The sequence below is a fragment of the Yersinia similis genome, from assembly GCF_001053095.1.
Classification (GTDB): domain Bacteria; phylum Pseudomonadota; class Gammaproteobacteria; order Enterobacterales; family Enterobacteriaceae; genus Yersinia; species Yersinia similis.
The window spans coordinates 35,947-54,323 of sequence record NZ_CGBP01000022.1 but is presented as its reverse complement, the minus strand read 5'-3'; the positions used below and the strand labels follow the sequence as shown (position 1 = coordinate 54,323).

Sequence of the window (18,377 nt, the reverse complement as noted above, 5' to 3'; positions counted from 1 at the left end):
ATAGAGCCAAAAGAGAAGGCTCTTATAATTCAGAATAATGGAAAACAAACTTACAATACGATGGCTTTGCCCGCTCGCACAAAACCGGGTTTTGTTACCCGTACCGGCATTTCACGGTTACGGATTTGTACCACAGCATGTTCACCGATACCTGCGGGTACACGGGCTAGCGCAATACTGAAACCCAGGGTTGGCGAAAATGAACCGCTGGTTATCACCCCAACATGCTGATTGCCTGCGGCATCAAAAAAATACACCGGTAATTCATTACGTAACACGCCTTTTTCCGTCATGATCAGACCGACTAGTTGCTCAGTCCCTTTAGCTCGCTGCCTTTCCAACGCAGTACGGCCAATAAACTGGCGATCTTCTGGTTGCCAGGCCACGGTCCACCCCATATTGGCGGCTAACGGAGACGTTCTTTCATCCATTTCCTGACCATATAAGTTCATCCCTGCTTCTAAGCGCAGCGTATCACGCGCACCAAGGCCTGCGGGCTTCACACCGGCGGCCAGCAGTTGCTGCCAGAACGCGACGACCTGCTGTTTCGGTAACGCAATTTCATACCCGGCTTCACCGGTATAACCCGTGGTAGCAATAAATAAATCGCCGGTTTGAATACCAAAGAATGGCTTCATGCCTGCAACAGCTTGTTGCTGTTCGGTAGTCAGTAACGTGGCCACTTTCTGTTGGGCTTGTGGGCCTTGCACTGCAACCAGCGCCAGATCGTCACGCACAGTGACCTCGACCTGATAAGGTTCAGCATGCTGAATTATCCAAGCCAGGTCTTTATCACGGGTAGCGGAGTTAACCACTAAACGGAAATAATCTTCGCTGAGGAAGTAAACAATCAAATCATCGATAACACCGCCGGATTCATTCAGCATCCCGGTGTAAAGGGCTTTGCCCGGTTGGGTCAGTTTGGCTACATCGTTAGCCAACAGATAGCGCAAAAACTCACGGGTACGGCTACCGTGCAAATCAACGATGGTCATGTGGGAGACATCAAACATGCCTGCATCCTGCCGCACAAGATGGTGTTCGTCAATTTGGGAGCCATAATGCAATGGCATCATCCAACCATGAAAATCTACCATACGCGCACCGCACGCGACATGTTGGTCATACAGCGGGGTCTGCTTAGCCATCTTTTTCCCTCAATATACACTTCGTGTTTGAAGCCGCAGGATACCTGCTTCAAAACCACAATAAACAGGTATGAACACCACGACGCAAACGATACCGTTTACTCAACGTTAGCACCGATCTCTTCAGGGAACCATAAGTTAAAATAGGCGACATGCTCTATTCAAGCGAAAAAAAACAGAGGGATTGTGCAGAGTTTTCCACTGTAAAACTGCGTACAGAAGCACACAATTAACAATTAATTCGTAAAAATGACGAGGTTATATAACTAAATGGCCAAAATCCTGTCGGATTAAACTTTTCAAACCTCGATTATCCGTGAGAAAAACTAATGCGAAAAATAGACTGAAATTAGATTATTTCAACTGAGAGATCGTAGGCTGATACCGCTAGTGATAATGAATACGGCTTATTGATATCCATAACATCTTATCCATAAATCACGGGCACCGGCCACACGTGCACAGAATATCGGCATTTTAGCCCCCCAAGCCAACTTTTATTTATCGCACAACATTCATCACACAAACGGCCCATAGTTCGAACGGCTGACACCCCCCAATGGCGTAATATTGGGCCAGGCCGTCCCACGCCAGAGAGCACGCGGTTTGAGGCTCCAGCGAGGGCTGTTTTGTACATACATTGGTGGTGTCTCATTAATACCCGTAACGGCGTATTATTAAGAACGCTCCAGCCATTCTGGCAAATCATTCAGCCCCATCGCCTGCCGTACCAGTTGCGGTTTAACCCCCGGCAAGTTATCGGCCAGCGTTAACCCAATATCACGTAATAACTTTTTAGCCGGATTGTTGCCAGCAAACAGATCACGGAAGCCCTGCATGCTCGCCAGCATCATTGCAGCACTGTGTTTGCGGCGGCGTTCATAACGGCGCAGATAGAGATGCTGACCAATATCCTTCCCTTGACGCTGTAAACGCCGAAGTTCAGACACTAATTCGGCTACATCCATAAAGCCCAGATTGACGCCCTGCCCAGCCAATGGATGTACGGTATGTGCCGCATCACCGACTAACACCAGCCGGTGCGCGGCAAAACTACGGGCATAACGCCCGGTTAGCGGGAACGTTTGCCTCTCACTCTCAAGCTGACATTGCCCAAGGCGCATATCAAACGTCATCGCCAATTCACGGTTAAATTGCTCTGCGGGCAGCACGGCTAACTCGTCGGCACGCTCCGGCGGTAATGACCAGACAATAGAACTGAGATGAGGGTCGCTAAAAGGGAGGAAAGCCAAAATACCGTCACCGTGGAACACCTGACGCGCGGTCGCCTGATGCGGCTCTGCAGTACGGATAGTCGCCACCAAAGCATGGTGGGCATAATCCCAGAAGGTCAGAGGAATATCTGCATGCTGACGCAACCACGAGTGTGCGCCATCAGCCCCAACAACCAGCCGAGCACTGAGCATCCGGTCATCGGTTAGGGTAATAAACGCTTCAGTCTCGCCCCAAGCCACTTGTTTGAAGCTGGCTGGTGCCAATACCGTCACCTCTGGCAGTTGGCTGGCCCGCAGCCACAATGCTTGCTGAATTACCTGATTTTCAATGATATGACCAAGATGGCTAAAACCATATTCATCCGCATGAAAGGCAATTTTGCCGAAGCTGTCTTTATCCCACACCTCCATACCGTGGTAAGGGCTAGCACGCAGTGCCTGAATCGTTTCCCACACCCCGATTTTTTGCAGTAAGCGCTCACTTGCTGCATTGATCGCCGAGACTCGCAGTGCCAGCTCACCGGTCAGAGGTGTCGCTAACGGCATCGGTACAGGCTGATGCTCGATAATGGCGATACGCAGGCCACTGCCTTGTAAACCACAAGCCAGCGCCAGACCAACCATCCCACCACCGGCGATAACTATGTCAAATGATTGCATGCCGAACATTTCCCCATGAAAATATGAACTTTATTTACCCTATGGATTTCTCGATGCAGGAAGGCGCAAACAAGAAGTAAATTGGTCGGGAACCGATTTGAACAGCATTTATGCTAGCCCATAGGGTGAGACTCAAGGATGAGGCCCATTAATCCCGATGAGTCTATTTAGTTAGCGCTCTACCCAGCCCAACGTGCGCCGGGCGAAAGTATCACGTATTGCAGGTATCTGTTCCATGGCCATCAGCGCCAAATTCCGCCCTGCGATTAACGGCCCATAGCGGTTCGCAAATAAGCGGATCAAGCCATCAGTAACGCCAATAGTCGCCTGTTGATCCTGCTGACGCCGCTGCTGATAGTGGCTAAGAACGGTATAGTCACCGAGATCATTCCCCATGGCCGCAGCCTCTGCAAGGGTTTCAGCTAGTGACATCACATCCCGCAAGCCAAGATTAAACCCCTGACCGGCTATTGGATGTAAGGTTTGTGCCGCATTCCCCACCAACGCCAGGCGGTGGCTGATATGACGTGAGGCGGTCAGTAACTGTAATGGGTAACTATGACGTTTACCTGCCTGAAGCATTTTCCCCAACCGCCAACCAAAAGCTTGCTGTAACTCCGCCAAAAAACGCGCGTCATCCCAGCTATCGATCTGTTGTTGGTCATGCTTAGCATGGCACCAAACCAGAGAACTGCGCCCCTGAGACATCGGTAGTAAAGCTAATGGCCCATTGCGGGTAAAACGCTCAAAAGCACGGCCATCCGGTGGCTCAGAGGTGGTAATATTCGCAATAACTGCAACCTGTTGATAATCCTGTCGCAACCATTGGATATCACAGGTTTGGGCTAATGCCGAGTGAGAACCGTCTGCGGCCACCAGCAATTTTGCCGTCAGTTGTTGCCCGTCATCCAGCGTCACACTGGCGGATTCAGCGGTACGAACCACATCAACCACTTTGGCCGGACAATGCAGCGTCACCCCCGGTGCTTTCATCAGCAAGGCAAATAACCGCTCACCTGCATCATGTAGCTCGATAACATGACCCAGCGCCGGTACGCCGTAATCTTTAGCCCGTAAATTGACAAAGCCAGAATGGCCGCGATCACTGACATGAACATGATCAATGGCCGTGGCACAATCGGCCAATACCGACCAGGCACCAATGCGATCCAACTGCTGGCAAGTCCCCTGCGCCAGCGCAATCGCTCTGGCATCAAAGCCCGGATGCTGTCTGTCATTGGGTTGCTGCGCCTCAACCAGTGCAACGGGTACCTGCCCCTGAGTAAGGGATGAAATGGCCAGTGCCAGAGTTACCCCCGCCATTCCACCACCAACAATTATCACACTCATCAGTTATCTCGCGGCCATCAGTGCTTCAATGTCATCAGGATCTTTAACCACGCCTGCGGTCAAATTTTCGTTACCTGTGGCGGTAATCACAATGTCATCTTCAATACGAATACCAATGCCCCGGTATTGCGGCGGGACATCGGCATCTGGTGCAATGTACAAGCCCGGCTCCACGGTTAATACCATACCCGGTTCGAGGATGCGACCACGATCACTGCTACCGTAATCGCCAACATCATGGACATCCATCCCCAGCCAGTGGCTCAGGCCGTGCATAAAGAATGGCCGATGTGCTTGTTCAGCGATCAACTGCTCGATATCACCTTTCAGAATACCCAACTCCACCAAACCGACGACCATGATCCGCACCACCTCTTCCGTGACCTCACGGATGCTGGTTCCGGGGCGGAACAACGCCAGCGATTTATTGATAGCCGCCAGAACGATGTCATAAACCGCCCGCTGAGCAGGGGTAAATTTGCCATTTACCGGGAAAGTGCGGGTGATATCACCGGCATAGCCGCGGTATTCACAACCGGCGTCGATAAGAACCAAATCCCCGTCGCGCAGTTCACACTCATTCTCGGTGTAGTGCAAAATACAGCCGTTTTCACCGCCACCAACAATGGTGTTGTACGCTGGGTAACGCGCGCCATGGCGGGTAAATTCATGCAGAATTTCCCCTTCCAATTGATATTCAAACATACCGGGGCGGCATTTTTCCATCGCACGGGTATGGGCCAGTGCGCTGATTTCACCTGCGCGGCGCAGCACGGCAATCTCTTCTGCTGATTTAAACAGGCGCATTTCATGCAACCAAGGCCGCCAATCGGTTAACGTGGCTGGCGCTCGCAGATTTTTACGAAAACCATGACGTAATTTTTCCAGCGCAGCAAAAACAAGGTTGTCTGCGTAAGCATATTGCCCCTGAGCGTGATAAATCACATCCAGGCGATTAAGCAGCAAATAGAGCTGCTCGTTGATTTCATCGAAAGGTAAGGCGCGATCCACCGCCAGTTTCGCGGGGGCGGCCTCTTGCCCTAACCGACGACCAAACCAGATCTCAGCGGTTAAATCCCGTACCCGGTTGAACAGCACGCTGTGGTTATGAGTCTCATCGCTTTTAACCAGAATCAACACCGCTTCTGGCTCGTTGAAGCCCGTCAGATAGCTAAAATCGCTATTCTGCCGATAAGGATATTCAGAATCTGCACTGCGTGTGGCTTCTGGTGCGGCAAAAATCATGGCTGCACTGCCAGGGGCCATCTTCGCCAACAGTGCCTGACGGCGGTTCTGGTATTCTTGCTGAGTCATTACCTTCTCCTGAAATATCCGGTTTGCATCACCTGAAACGCACATAACCACACTCGCTAATTGATAAAATTAGCTCATTGATCAAAATCAATGCAGTGTTGGTTTACGCATTTCAGGGGCGGTAGGTTTCTGCTGGGTAAATTCGATATGGCACAAAATTGCCGCAACACGCACATACTCGACAACTTCTTCTAATGATTGCGCCAATTCTTCTTGATCTTCATCTTCGTCATATCCCAATTGGGCGATATTACGCAAGTCGTCAATGGCCTCACCCACTTCATCTTTCACCTGTGCCAGCTTCGGCTGCAACATCCCCAACCCCAACAGGAAATGATTTACCCAGCCAGACAAGGCGTCAGCCCGGTCAAATACCGTGACGTTATCCCCTTCAGGGATCAGTAACTGGAACATAAACCCTTCGTTCTCCAGCGCTTCTTGTGTTGCTTCATGTAATTGTTGTAACGGCAGACTGAGAGCCTGTGGGAAAGCAACACCCTCATTGGTCAAGTCATGCACCAGCGTCTGCCAGCCGTTGTCTTTACTGCCACCACAGAGCATTCCGCTAATCAACCCATGCATCTCAGCTGGGGTTAATGCTACTGCTTGCTGGCTGAGTGCCAAGGCAAGTGATGGGTAAGTTGGTAATGTATTCTCTATAGACATGCGTATTGGTCATCGTTGGCAGGATAAGTTCATGTTATGCTACCATCAAGATCAGTCGCTATACCAGAAAACGCAGCACCCTATACCCTATAGATTGCAAGATGCAGGAAGGCGGCAAGCCAGAAAGTCCCAATAATCTTATCGATAAGTAACGTCTACGACAGATAAGTGATTTGGGTGAGTGGGAGCAGCTAACACACCTACAACTTGGAAGATGATGGATATTAAGGGGTTGTATCTTGGTATCGAGGTATATATAGTGACGCCCGCTTTGCAGCTACGAGCAATTGGCCTCTGGTTTTGCAGTGCTGGCGCGAAAATTAGGCAGGAAGGTAGCATGTCTGCACAACCGGTAGATATTCAAGTTTTTGGTCGGTCATTAAGAGTTAATTGTCCACCAGAACAGCAAGATGCGTTGAACATGGCAGCAGAAGATCTTAGCCAACGGTTGCAAGATCTCAAAGTTCGCACTAGAGTCAACAATACTGAACAGTTAGTTTTTATTGCAGCATTGAACGTATGTCACGAACTGGCTCAGGAAAGATTAAAAACACGTGACTATGCCTCCAATATGGAGCAACGTATACGGATGCTACAACAGACCATTGAACAGGCATTACTTGAACAAGGTCGTATCTCTGACCGTCAAGATACACAGTTTGAATAAATCTCTGTGTTTGAATAAATTACTGTTGAATGATAGATTCTACAGTGAGTAAAGAATTTCTCTGAGGTGTTTGCCAGCGGGCCAGTCCCCTGAGCCGATATTTAATACCAACAGAATGTAGTGCTCCGTAACCGGTGAGCATGCTCGGTCCGCCGAGAAGCCTTAAGGTTGCGACGCTGCGTTCACCTTGAACCAAGGGTTCAAGGGTTACAGCCTGCGACGGCACCTCGGAGATCCCTTTACTATCGTTGATGAGTCGTATTGATGATCAACAGTATTGATATCCAAAAGTAGCGATGTTCAAAAATAGCGTTAATCAACACTCTTTGGGTTATCGCACACATCCAAATACAGGCAGTTAGTATGCCGCAAAATCCACAATATGCCCTTGAGCGGCAACGTATCCGCGCGGAAATCCGTGAGCGTCGGCATCTGCTAACACCCGTTCAACAGCAACAATCGGCACATCTGGCGGCACAGCATATTGCCGAGCACCCCAAAATCCAGCAAGCTCACACGGTAGCCGTGTTTCTCTCCTTTGACGGCGAACTTAATACCCAGCCAATTATTGAGCAACTGTGGCAGCAGAAAAAACAGGTTTATTTGCCTGTCCTCCACCCGTTTAGCCCCGGTAATTTATTATTTCTGCGCTATCGCCCAGAAAGCACACTTATCCGCAACCGCCTGAAAATCCTTGAACCCCAACTCGATGTCCGGGAAATTTTGCCATTGCACCAACTCGACGTGGTGATTACCCCATTGGTTGCCTTTGATCGCTATGGGCGGCGTTTGGGGATGGGGGGAGGGTTTTATGACCGTACGCTGCAACGCTGGCAGCAAAATGGCCCTTATCCTATTGGCTTGGCCCATGATTGTCAGTTAGTCGAACAGTTGCCAAGTGAATATTGGGATGTGCCGTTGCCAGAGATTGTGACACCAGCAAAAGTGTGGCAGTGGTGAGAGAAAATCGTTCTAAAAAAACACCCGAGATCCTATGGATGCCAGGTGTTTAATTATTTCAGGTATTAGTACAATAAACGAGCACGGATCGTCCCTGGAATGGCCTTCATCGCCTGCAATGCTTTTTCCGCATTATCTGCATCATCGGTTTCAACATCAATCACGACATAACCAATATCAGCGCTGGTTTGTAGATACTGTGCCGCGATATTAACATTCTGCTCAGCAAAAATGGTGTTAATGCTGGTCAAAATGCCTGGCCGGTTTTCATGAATATGCAACAACCGACGGGTATTATCACCATGTGCTGGCAGAGAGACTTCGGGGAAATTCACCGCAGACAGTGTCGAGCCATTATCAGAATACTTCGCCAACTTACCAGCCACTTCATCACCGATATTTTCCTGCGCTTCCTGAGTAGAACCACCAATATGCGGGGTCAGTAACACATTATCAAATTCACACAGTGGTGAATTGAACGGGTCTTTATTGGTCGCAGGCTCTTCAGGGAAGACGTCAATTGCCGCACCTGACAAGTGATTACTGGACAGCGCATCGCACAGGGCCGGAATATCGACCACGGTGCCGCGAGAGGCATTAATCAACAGCGCCCCCGGCTTCATCTGTGCCAATTGCTCAGCGCCAATCATATTCTTGGTAGTGTGGTTTTCCGGTACATGCAGGCTGACCACATCGCTTATATTCAGCAAATCTGACAATTGGCGGACTTGCTGCGCATTCCCTAACGACAGTTTATTTTCGATGTCGTAAAAGAAAACTTTCATACCGATACTTTCAGCCAGAATACCCAGTTGAGTACCGATATGACCATAACCGATAATCCCCAGTTTCTTACCTCGGGCCTCAAAGGAACCTACCGCCAGCTTGTTCCACTCGCCACGGTGCGCTTTCGCGTTAGCAGACGGAATGCCTCGGAACATAAGCAGCAACTCACCCAGTACCATTTCGGCTACCGAACGGGTATTGGAGAATGGGGCATTGAATACTGGCACACCACGTTTGGTCGCCGCTTTTAAATCAACCTGGTTAGTACCAATACAGAAACAACCCACGGCAACCAATTTTTCTGCTGCCGCAAAAACGTCTTCGGAAAGATGTGTGCGCGATCTAATTCCGATAAAGTGAGCATCACGAATGGATGCCTTCAGTGATTCGGCGTCTAAGGCACCTTTATGGTATTCAATATTGCTATATCCGGCTGCACGCAGGTTATCAACCGCGCTCTGGTGCACCCCTTCCACTAACAGAAACTTAATTCTGTCTTTCTCCAGTGATACTTTTGCCATGTCCCCGACCCTATTTTCAGACTTCAGATGCGGCTGCCGATATCGAATGAATCTGGTCAGCACCCTGTCAACATAACAAATATTACGTAAGCAGCAATACAAACGATTGCCTGCCCATCAACATAACCGTCAGTGTGAATGTTAATTTATGGAAGAAAAAACTAGCGAACCGAGGGAGGGCGGCAGGTTAATCAAAGGAAATGACGAAATGTGATATATATCACCAAATACAATGATTTTAAGAAAAGATATTTAAAGGTAAAAATTATCAGGGTGAAGCCAAATAAACGACACCCTGAAAAATTTTATCCAATCACTTTAACACCATTGGCCGTACCAATCAGGGCCACGTCAGCACCACGATTCGCAAATAGCCCCACCGTTACGACACCGGCAATGCCATTAATTTTATTCTCTAAAGCGATAGCATCCAAAATACTCAAGTTGTGGATATCCAGAATAACGTTACCGTTATCGGTCAGGACATTCTGGCGGTATTCAGGCAGCCCACCCAACTTAATCAGCTCACGCGCCACATAAGAACGGGCCATCGGGATCACTTCGACTGGCAGCGGGAACTTACCCAGCACACCGACTTGTTTGGATTCATCAGCAATACAGATAAATTTCCGGGCGATAGCCGCAATAATTTTCTCTCGGGTCAGTGCTGCGCCACCGCCTTTAATCATCTGCATCTGGCCGTTAATTTCGTCAGCGCCATCAACATAGATATCCAATACATCAACGTCATTGCAATCAAATACAGGGATACCATAGCTTTTCAGCTTGGCGGTTGAAGCATCAGAACTGGAAACAGCACCTTCAATCTGGTGTTTAATCGAACCTAGCGCATCAATAAAATGCGCCGCGGTTGAACCAGTGCCGACACCAACAATAGTACCGGGTTTAACGTAATCTAATGCTGCCCAGCCTACCGCTTTTTTAAGTTCATCCTGAGTCATGGTAAGTTCACTGCCTATGATCTGAAAACAAAAGCCTATTATAGAACATGCACAGCAAAAATCGTCTCAATAAAGCCCGTTTGTGACGGGGTTAATTCTAGCGAGATCACAGTTACACTCAAAGTCATTGGCGCTGCAACCAGGCAAAGTGTGGGAATTCTGATGAGCTGATGCAAGTTGGTGATTGGGATAAGCAAGAGCAGCAATATCATGCTTGAAGGAGGTATGCGTGTTTATTTAGAGCGAACACCTCAGTATTTCCCTTATAGAAAAATGACCAAAATGTCACAGCGAAATGTGGCATAGTGTTGTATCGATTTACTATTTTGGAGAGATGACTCCGATGAAACGCCCAGACTACCGTACGCTACAAGCGCTGGACGCGGTGATCCGTGAACGCGGTTTTGAACGTGCGGCACAGAAGCTTTGCATCACCCAATCGGCGGTATCTCAACGTATTAAGCAGTTGGAGAACCTGTTTGGTCAGCCACTGCTGGTACGCACAGTGCCACCACGGCCAACGGAACAAGGGCAGAAACTGCTTGCTCTGCTGCATCAGGTTGAGCTATTGGAAGAAGAGTGGCTCGGTAATGATAACGGGGTCGATACACCGTTGCTGCTATCGCTGGCCGTGAATGCTGACAGTCTGGCGACCTGGCTACTACCAGCGCTGAAACCGGTGCTGGCTGATTTACCTATTCGGCTAAATTTACAAGTGGAAGATGAAACCCGTACACAGGAGCGTTTAAGGCGTGGTGAGGTCGTTGGAGCCGTTAGTATCCAGCCACAACCACTGCCAAGCTGCCTGGTGGACCAACTTGGCGCTCTGGATTACCTGTTTGTGGCATCTAAGGCCTTCGCAGAACGCTATTTCCCTAATGGCGTGACCCGTTCAGCGTTGCTGAAAGCACCCGCGGTGGCATTTGATCATCTGGATGATATGCATCAGGCGTTTTTACAGCAAAATTTCGATTTATCACCGGGTAGCGTGCCCTGCCATATCGTCAACTCGTCTGAAGCCTTTGTGCAGTTGGCCCGCCAAGGTACCACCTGCTGTATGATCCCGCATCTGCAAATCGAAAAAGAGCTGGCCTCCGGCGAGCTGATTGACCTGACACCGGGGTTACTGCAACGGCGGATGCTGTTCTGGCACCGGTTTGCACCAGAAAGCCGGACCATGAGAAAGGTCACTGACGCCCTATTATCCTACGGGCGTCAGGTATTACGACAGGACTCGTTTATTGGGCAGTAGCTGCGATCGATGCCGGGTTGGCTCCCGTTTGCAGCTCAAAGACCACATCAACCTGATCATCAAAATTGATGGTCTGTTGTTCGTAGGTTTGCTCCACCGCCGTGTCGGATACCGCTCCAGCACTTTTATACATGCGAGCTACCGGCATTGGCTGGTAATTCGCTATGTGGTAACGAATGCTATAAACCGGGCCTAATTTAACTTTAAATCCATCAGCCAGTGCGCCGGCCTGCGTAATCGCATTCTCAATGGCTTTTTTACGTGCCTGCTCACGGTAGGTTTCTGGGCTGGCAACACCCAACTCAACGGCGCGGATCTCATTCAGACCCGATTTCAACGCACCATCCAGCAAATCATTTAATTTATCCAACTGGCGCAATGTCACCTGAACCTGACGCACAGCACGGTAACCTTTCAATACAGCTTCACCGCTTTTCTGGTAGTCATACTCAGGCTGGGTACGAATATTAGCCGCATTGATATCTTTCTTTTCAATACCGCTTTTACTTAGGAAATCAAAATATTGCGCGACGCGGGTATCGACCTGTTTTTTGGCATCTGCTGCATCTTTGGCAGATACACTGACTTCAATTGCGATAGTCGCAATATCTGGGGTTGCCTCAACGCTGGCGGTACCTGATGTGACAACATGCGGCCCTTCTGGCACTTCGGCCGCTTGAGCTTGCAGCGCCAAAGGTAACGTCCCTAATCCTATCATTGCGGCCAAAGCCAATGTCTTCAACTTCACGGTGCCTCCTAAGATATGCATGACAAATGAACCTGCACCTGTCAGAGAATCAATGCACGACACTCACTGAAATTCCATTAACATCGCGATTCATTCGCCGTTGATCATTCATTGTTAATAAATAGAGGTATTAACCTATCAAACGTAGCATATCTTATAGAGTTAGGGATTCAGATTAGTGATAAAAACTCATAGGCCTAATCCCTGTCGTGCCAATTGGAAGGCAATAAACCCCATTACCCCGCCAACAAATAGGTTAATGATTCGTTGTGCCACTGGACGATTTAACCATGGTGATAGCCATGCCGCTAGCAACGCTAAGGCAAAAAACCAAACAATGGAGGCAGTGACCGCCCCTAAAGCAAACCAAGGGCGAATATCAGGTAATAGCTGCCCACCCAGACTGCCCAAAACAACAAAGGTATCCAGATAAACATGAGGGTTAAGCCAGGTGACCGCCAGCAATGTCATTAATATCCGCCAGCGCCCCTGTGCCACTACGGTTGTGGTAGAAGATATACTGTCACCCCGCCACGCCGCCATCAATGCACCCCAACCGTACCACATCAGGAACGCAACGCCCCCCCAGGTCACCAACGCCATCAATAAAGGCGAACGGCTCAATAAAGCACTGCCGCCAAAAATCCCTGCGCAAATCAAGATAATGTCGCTGAGAGCACAAAGGGACGCGCTCATCAAATGATGCTGACGCTTGATCCCCTGATTCATCACAAAAACATTTTGTGGCCCAAGCGGCAAAATCATCGCAGCGCTAAGGACAAAACCTTGCAAATAGACCGCTAACATACTGTTACCTTTAAATACTGTTACCTTTAAATAAGGAATAGACGCCACTGAAAATACAGGAGACCGAGTATCGGCATATTACGGGGAGATGATCATCAGAGGAAATGGATATTTCTTATCAAGCATAAGACAGGCTAATAATGCGACTAAACGGATAAAACAGTAGAGCGAGTAAAAACGGGCACTGAGGCCCGTTTAATCTATTTACCGCTTACTGTGGTGAAAACCTTACTCCGGCTTCCCGGCTTCGACTTTTGCCACTTGATGCAAATGCACATCCATTTGTGGGTAAGGAATACTAATTTTGTGCGTATCCAGCGCCCGCTTGAAGTTTTCAGTCAAGTCCCAAAACACCTCTTGCGCATCACCATTGGTCGTCCAAACACGAACAACAAAATTCAGTGAAGACGGTGCCATTTCATTCAAGCGTACCGTAACCCCTTTCTCGTGCATGATCCGGCTATCAGCTGCAATAATGTCACCAAGAACCTTTTTCACCACATCAATATCAGCATCATATGCCACACCCACGATCATGTCGGTACGGCGGTTCGGCTCACGGCTGGTATTAATAATATTGTTGGCAATAATTTTGCCATTCGGTACCACAATGATTTTGTCATCAACCGTACGTAGGGTAGTTGAGAAAATCTGCACCTGCACCACTGTCCCGGCCACACCGCCCAGATCGACGTATTCACCCGCTTTAAACGGACGGAAGGCAACCAGCAGCACACCGGCAGCAAAGTTGGACAGCGACCCTTGTAGGGCTAAACCAACGGCCAAACCCGCAGCACCAATGACCGCAATGACTGATGCGGTTTGTACACCCAGCCGCCCCAGTACCGCCACAATGGTGAAAGCCAGAATACTGTAGCGCGCCATTGCAGATAAGAAGTCGGCAACAGTGACATCAATGCCACGCAATCTCATCACCCGATTGAGCATGCCAGATAGCACTTTAGCGATGATCGAACCGACAATCAGGATCAATAACGCGGCAATAATATTGACTGCGTATTGAATCAGTAAGTCCTGATTATTTACTAACCAGCTACTCGCATTATTGAACCCATCAACTACGTTTAGTTCTTCCATTTAAACCATCCTACAAAAAGCTCCCGACAGGAGCAATTACGCAAAAAAAATCACCACCTAACGCTGACTGCCATAGCCAACGGCCTATGTAGGGTAACTAACAATAATGAATGTTGCCAATTTTCTCAGAAAATATCAGCACAGCATACCAAGCCATTAAGTCAGTAACGACAGTGGATCATGTTGGATTGTCAGCAACGAAAAAAGGCCCCGCAGGGCCTTTTAGGTCAGTCAAAATAGACTGAAATTACAGTACGTCGATGGCATTCAGTTCTTTGAATGCCAGTTCCAGACGGGTGATCATTGTCACCTGGGCAGCACGCAACCATACGCGTGGATCGTAGTATTTCTTGTTCGGCTTGTCAGCACCTTCTGGGTTACCCAGTTGGCCTTGCAGATAACCTTCGTTCTTTTTGTAATAGTTCAGAATACCTTCCCACGTCGCCCACTGGGTATCGGTGTCGATATTCATTTTAACTACGCCGTAGCTTACTGCTTCTTTGATCTCTTCAGCAGTAGAACCAGACCCGCCATGGAACACGAAGTTCAGGCTGTTGTGCGGCAGATTGTGTTTCTTGGAAACATAATCCTGAGAATCGCGCAGAATAGTTGGGGTCAGTTTAACGTTACCTGGCTTGTAAACACCGTGTACGTTACCAAAAGAGGCAGCAATGGTGAAACGTGGGCTGATAGCATTCAATTTTTCGTATGCGTAATCAACATCTTGTGGCTGAGTGTACAGAGAAGAAGCATCCATGTGGCTGTTATCCACGCCATCTTCTTCACCACCAGTACAACCCAGTTCAATTTCCAGTGTCATACCTATTTTTGACATACGAGTCAGGTACTTGCTGCAAATTTCAATGTTCTCTTCCAGAGACTCTTCAGACAGGTCAATCATGTGAGAAGAGAACAGTGGCTTGCCGGTCGCCGCAAAGTGTTTCTCACCCGCATCCAGTAAACCATCTAACCATGGCAGTAATTTCTTCGCGCAATGGTCGGTGTGCAGAATAACCGGAACACCGTAATGTTCAGCCATCTGATGTACATGGTGTGCACCAGAAATAGCACCCAAGATTGCAGCACCTTGTGGAGCGTCAGTCTTCACGCCTTTACCTGCGATAAACGCAGCGCCGCCGTTGGAGAACTGAACGATAACAGGTGCGCGCACTTTGGCTGCTGTTTCCAGCACTGCGTTGATAGAGTCAGTGCCTACACAGTTAACTGCTGGCAGAGCAAAGTTATTTTCTTTTGCTACTGCGAAAACTTTCTGCACGTCATCACCTGTGATGACACCTGGTTTTACGAAATCAAAAATTTTAGACATGTAAGTTGTCCTGTATCGTCGGCCGAAGATAAATGTGAATAGGTTCGCTGTTATACCCGCCCGCCGTCATTGCGAGGGGAAATAGCGAAACGGGCGGCATTGACCCCCCGTTATCCAAATTACTGCTTAGCGCGCTCTTCCAGCATCACTACTGCAGGCAGTTTTTTCCCTTCTACGAACTCAAGGAAAGCACCACCGCCAGTAGAAATGTAGGAGATTTGGTCAGCAATACCGAAGAGATCGATTGCTGCCAAAGTATCACCACCGCCTGCGATAGAGAATGCTTCGCTTTCTGCAATGGCGCGAGCCACGATCTCGGTCCCTTTACGGAAGTTAGGGAACTCGAACACACCAACCGGACCATTCCACAGAATGGTTTTGGCATTTTTCAGGATCTCAGCCAGACGCTCCGCAGATTCGTCGCCCAGATCCAAAATTTGTTCGTCATCTTTAATTTCGCTAGCTGGTTTCAGCGTCGCGGCTGCCGTTTCAGAGAACTCAGTTGCAACACGAACATCAGTAGGAACTGGGATATCACAGGTCTCTAGCAGTCTTTTCGCTTCTGGGATCAGATCGGCTTCATACAGAGATTTACCGACATTGTGACCTTGAGCCGCAACGAAGGTGTTAGCGATACCACCGCCAACAATCAGTTTGTCTGCAATTTTAGACAGCGAAGCCAATACAGTCAGTTTGGTTGAAACTTTAGAACCACCAACAATAGCAACCATTGGACGCGCTGGGTTACCCAGAGCTTTACCCAATGCTTCCAGCTCTGCTGACAACAGCGGGCCGGCGCAAGCAATAGGAGCAAATTTACCCACACCGTGAGTCGATGCCTGAGCACGGTGAGCGGTACCAAAAGCATCCATCACATAGACATCACACAGCGCGGCATATTTCTTGGACAGAGCTTCGTCGTCTTTTTTCTCGCCTTTGTTAAAGCGAACGTTTTCCAGAACAACCAACTCACCAGCTGCAATTTCAACGCCATCCAGATAGTCCTTCGCCAGACGTACCGGAGAAGATAACTTCTCTTTCAAGTAGTTAACGACGGGCAGTAAGGAGAACTCTTCGTTGTACTCGCCTTCGGTCGGGCGCCCCAAGTGAGAGGTAACCATTACTTTAGCGCCTTGCTTCAATGCCGCTTCGATAGTTGGCAGAGAGGCACGGATACGCGCATCAGAAGTCACTTTGCCTTCTTTTATCGGAACATTGAGGTCCGCACGGATCAAAACGCGTTTGCCAGCCAGATCCAGATCGGTCATCTTAATTACAGACATGGTGAATCCTCTTGTTGATTCTCTTTAAAGTTGCATAAGCTGCACATTAACGCCCATAAGACCGCAGTAAATAACGGTAAAACAAGACGTTAATACGCCATACTAGAAACCACTTTTGGCCATCGCCAATGTCGTATCCAACATTCTATTGGCGAAGCCCCATTCATTATCGCACCATACCAACGTCTTAATCAGGTGCTGCCCACTAACCCGCGTCTGGGTGCCATCGACAATAGCACTGTGCGGATCGTGGTTAAAATCCATCGACACCAATGGTAATTCCGTATAGTCAACTATACCACGAAATGTACCTCTTGCTGCCTTTTGCAAAAGCTGGTTAACCTCCGCCACGCCGACAGGATGAGTAACGCTGACACTTAAATCGATAGCCGTAACGTTGATAGTCGGTACCCGTACCGAGATAGCCTCAAACCTGTCACAAAACTTCGGAAAAATGCGGGTAATACCTGCCGCCAGTTTGGTATCCACAGGAATGATGGATTGGCTGGCCGCTCGAGTACGACGTAAATCCTGATGATAAGCATCAATAACCGGCTGGTCATTCATTGACGAATGAATGGTAGTGACAGTGCCAGATTCAATGCCATAAGCAATATCCAACAACTGAATAATAGGAATAATGCAGTTCGTGGTACAGGAGGCGTTGGACACAATCCGGTGCTCTGCCCGTAAATCCTGATGATTAACACCATAGACCACAGTAGCATCCAAATCATGACCGCCGGGATGGGCAAACAGCACTTTTTTTGCACCAGAGACTAAATGCGCCTCGCCATCCTCACGGCTACCATACACACCGCTACAATCCAGAACGACATCTATTCCTAATTCACCCCAGGGTAACTGCTCAATCTCTGACTGATGAATCAGCCGGATACTATCGTCCCCGACATACAATGAATCACATTCCTGACGAACATCCCAAGCGAACCGGCCATGGCTGGAGTCATACTTCAGCAGATGGGCCATCCCTTCTGCATTAGCCAACTCATTGATTGCGACCACCGAAATTTCTGCCCGACGACCTGATTCATACAACGCGCGTAAAACACTACGGCCAATACGGCCAAAGCCATTTATCGCTATGCGGATTGCCATGTGACTCCCTGCTTCTGGTTATTATCATGCAACCCCATAGAGTACTGTAGCGCGTCCTTAGATGTTAATCGTATTATCACAATTCGGCCATAATACTGGCCGAGGTTTTCTCGATGGGATCTGATTAGATCCGAAAGCAAACCATAACTGAAACGCTTCAGCTAGAATAAACCAAAGTCATGATAAAAGGAATATTTCCCTGAAAAAGGACACAATTCATCCATGGATTTGACAAAAAAAAAGACCGCAAAAGCGGTCTGAGGTTATTGACAAAGTGCCCGCGACGGAGAGAACAGGCAGATCGTAAAGACGCCGGCTTCCCTGTATAAAAATAGCCTTCCCTGGGGGCTCGAGCCGCGCCATCCTTGGCGCGGACTCTTTACTCTTCTGCCTATCCTCACCGTTCAAGAGTGAGCCATCGGGGTTTGTCAGCAGTCTGAGACCGCAAAAGCGGTCTTTTAACAGGTGCATTAC

The 18,377-nt window shown here is 48.7% G+C and carries 16 protein-coding genes, 1 other RNA gene and 1 pseudogene; 4 read left to right on the top strand and 14 right to left on the bottom strand.

Annotated elements, in window-relative coordinates:
* Positions 1-50: 50 nt before the first annotated feature.
* From gcvT to AC971_RS15440, 5 genes are all read right to left on the bottom strand, one after another.
* Positions 51-1,148 (bottom strand): glycine cleavage system aminomethyltransferase GcvT, encoded by a 1,098-nt coding sequence (gene gcvT, locus AC971_RS15460; protein WP_025381110.1) that lies wholly within the window; start codon positions 1,146-1,148, stop codon positions 51-53.
* A 677-nt stretch (positions 1,149-1,825) separates the two neighbouring features.
* The gene (ubiI, locus tag AC971_RS15455) at positions 1,826-3,043 is read right to left on the bottom strand and encodes an FAD-dependent 2-octaprenylphenol hydroxylase (protein WP_025381111.1); all 1,218 of its coding nucleotides are present in this window, start codon (positions 3,041-3,043) and stop codon (positions 1,826-1,828) included.
* Between the two features lie 171 nt (positions 3,044-3,214).
* Positions 3,215-4,393 (bottom strand): 2-octaprenyl-6-methoxyphenyl hydroxylase, encoded by a 1,179-nt coding sequence (ubiH, locus tag AC971_RS15450; protein WP_025381112.1) that lies wholly within the window; start codon positions 4,391-4,393, stop codon positions 3,215-3,217.
* A 3-nt stretch (positions 4,394-4,396) separates the two neighbouring features.
* Positions 4,397-5,707 (bottom strand): Xaa-Pro aminopeptidase, encoded by a 1,311-nt coding sequence (gene pepP / locus AC971_RS15445; RefSeq protein WP_025381113.1) that lies wholly within the window; start codon positions 5,705-5,707, stop codon positions 4,397-4,399.
* A gap of 87 nt (positions 5,708-5,794) precedes the next feature.
* Positions 5,795-6,373: a YecA/YgfB family protein gene (locus tag AC971_RS15440; protein ID WP_025381114.1), complete on the bottom strand. Its 579-nt coding sequence runs from the start codon at positions 6,371-6,373 to the stop codon at positions 5,795-5,797.
* A gap of 337 nt (positions 6,374-6,710) precedes the next feature.
* On the opposite strand from AC971_RS15440, the gene zapA reads away from it, so the two are divergent.
* From zapA to AC971_RS15430, 3 genes are all read left to right on the top strand, one after another.
* Positions 6,711-7,040 (top strand): cell division protein ZapA, encoded by a 330-nt coding sequence (gene zapA, locus AC971_RS15435; protein ID WP_002209954.1) that lies wholly within the window; start codon positions 6,711-6,713, stop codon positions 7,038-7,040.
* A 55-nt stretch (positions 7,041-7,095) separates the two neighbouring features.
* A non-coding RNA gene (gene ssrS / locus AC971_RS23240) (6S RNA) lies at positions 7,096-7,278 on the top strand.
* Between the two features lie 125 nt (positions 7,279-7,403).
* A complete protein-coding gene (locus AC971_RS15430; RefSeq protein ID WP_025381115.1) occupies positions 7,404-8,000 on the top strand; it encodes a 5-formyltetrahydrofolate cyclo-ligase in 597 nt (198 codons plus the stop codon).
* A 65-nt stretch (positions 8,001-8,065) separates the two neighbouring features.
* On the opposite strand, the gene serA is transcribed toward AC971_RS15430, so the two are convergent.
* A complete protein-coding gene (gene serA, locus AC971_RS15425) occupies positions 8,066-9,307 on the bottom strand; it encodes a phosphoglycerate dehydrogenase (RefSeq protein WP_025381116.1) in 1,242 nt (413 codons plus the stop codon).
* Between the two features lie 305 nt (positions 9,308-9,612).
* Positions 9,613-10,269, bottom strand: coding sequence for a ribose-5-phosphate isomerase RpiA (gene rpiA / locus AC971_RS15420; protein ID WP_025381117.1), 657 nt, complete (start codon positions 10,267-10,269; stop codon positions 9,613-9,615).
* Between the two features lie 343 nt (positions 10,270-10,612).
* Between rpiA and AC971_RS15415 the strand changes: the two genes are divergently transcribed.
* Positions 10,613-11,521 (top strand): LysR family transcriptional regulator ArgP, encoded by a 909-nt coding sequence (locus AC971_RS15415; RefSeq protein ID WP_002209958.1) that lies wholly within the window; start codon positions 10,613-10,615, stop codon positions 11,519-11,521.
* On the opposite strand, the gene AC971_RS15410 is transcribed toward AC971_RS15415, so the two are convergent.
* The 7 genes and pseudogenes from AC971_RS15410 to AC971_RS25785 all read right to left on the bottom strand — a co-directional run.
* Positions 11,508-12,269, bottom strand: a complete 762-nt coding sequence (locus AC971_RS15410) for an oxidative stress defense protein (RefSeq protein ID WP_038402334.1) — start codon at positions 12,267-12,269, stop codon at positions 11,508-11,510. The genes AC971_RS15415 and AC971_RS15410 overlap by 14 nt on opposite strands.
* A 189-nt stretch (positions 12,270-12,458) precedes the next feature.
* The gene (argO, locus tag AC971_RS15405; RefSeq protein WP_025381119.1) at positions 12,459-13,076 is read right to left on the bottom strand and encodes an arginine exporter ArgO; all 618 of its coding nucleotides are present in this window, start codon (positions 13,074-13,076) and stop codon (positions 12,459-12,461) included.
* A gap of 228 nt (positions 13,077-13,304) precedes the next feature.
* A complete protein-coding gene (gene mscS, locus AC971_RS15400; RefSeq protein WP_025381120.1) occupies positions 13,305-14,174 on the bottom strand; it encodes a small-conductance mechanosensitive channel MscS in 870 nt (289 codons plus the stop codon).
* 247 nt (positions 14,175-14,421) lie between these two features.
* Positions 14,422-15,501 carry a class II fructose-bisphosphate aldolase gene (gene fbaA, locus AC971_RS15395; RefSeq protein WP_002209962.1) on the bottom strand — a complete coding sequence of 360 codons (1,080 nt, stop codon included), beginning with the start codon at positions 15,499-15,501 and terminating at the stop codon, positions 14,422-14,424.
* Positions 15,502-15,620: 119 nt separating this feature from the next.
* On the bottom strand, positions 15,621-16,784 hold the full coding sequence (pgk, locus tag AC971_RS15390; protein ID WP_025381121.1) for a phosphoglycerate kinase: 1,164 nt from the start codon (positions 16,782-16,784) through the stop codon (positions 15,621-15,623).
* Positions 16,785-16,886: 102 nt separating this feature from the next.
* Positions 16,887-17,903: an erythrose-4-phosphate dehydrogenase gene (epd, locus tag AC971_RS15385; RefSeq protein ID WP_025381122.1), complete on the bottom strand. Its 1,017-nt coding sequence runs from the start codon at positions 17,901-17,903 to the stop codon at positions 16,887-16,889.
* A 235-nt stretch (positions 17,904-18,138) separates the two neighbouring features.
* Positions 18,139-18,216: pseudogene (locus AC971_RS25785) on the bottom strand (gluconate 5-dehydrogenase); the annotation flags it as partial.
* Between the last annotated feature and the right edge of the window lie 161 nt (positions 18,217-18,377).